Here is a 768-nt window from a genome sequence, read left to right on the forward strand (position 1 = left end):
GCGGTGGTCATCGGGCGGTCCAACATCGTCGGCAAACCGATGGCCAATCTGCTGCTCGCGTCGAACGCGACCGTAACGATCGCGCACAGCCGAACAGCGGAAATCGAACAGATCTGCCGAGGGGCCGACATCCTGGTCGCCGCTGTCGGCAAGCCGGACTTCGTGAAGGGRGACTGGATCAAACCGGGTGCCACGGTTATCGACGTCGGTATTAACCGACTACCCGCAGCCGATGGCACCGGAAAGGGACGTTTAGTCGGCGACGTTGATTTCGAGGACGCTTGTCGAATTGCCGGGGCAATCACTCCCGTGCCCGGCGGCGTCGGGCCGATGACGATCGCGATGCTCATGGCCAACACCCTTAAGGCCGCCCAGCGCAGCGGTCGGTGAAGAAGACTCTAGCAGCGACCAATCATTGCCTCAGCCTTGGTCGAATTCCACGAGTCCTTGATTGACCACGCTGCTGCCTCCGTCGACGTTGATCAGGGCGCCGTTGACATACGAGGCTTCCGGCGAAAGGAGAAACGCGGCGACATTTGCAATCTCGCTCGCGTCAGCTGCCCGCCGTTGCGGCACGAGCCGCGTGACACGGCGATATCCCGGCTCTGGGTCCCCGCCTTCGGTCAGCATGCCCATTTCCATATCGGCCATCTCCGTTCGCACCCAGCCCGGGGCAATCACGTTGGCGCGAAGACCATGGCGAGCGTATTCAAGGGCTATCGTCTGGGTTAGGAGCGTCACACCGGCTTTCGACGCACTGTAGGCGGC

General features: G+C 62.3%; 1 protein-coding gene and 1 pseudogene. One reads left to right on the forward strand and one right to left on the reverse strand.

The window, feature by feature from the left end; all coding sequences use genetic code 11:
- A pseudogene (locus ACXJ7R_RS35080) lies at positions 1–390 on the forward strand (bifunctional methylenetetrahydrofolate dehydrogenase/methenyltetrahydrofolate cyclohydrolase); the annotation flags it as partial.
- A 30-nt stretch (positions 391–420) separates the two neighbouring features.
- Here the strand turns inward: ACXJ7R_RS35080 and ACXJ7R_RS35085 are convergent.
- A partial coding sequence (locus tag ACXJ7R_RS35085; protein ID WP_457155795.1) for an SDR family NAD(P)-dependent oxidoreductase occupies positions 421–768 on the reverse strand: 348 nt, incomplete at its 5' end.

This window comes from Mesorhizobium sp. P5_C1 (assembly GCF_054049815.1).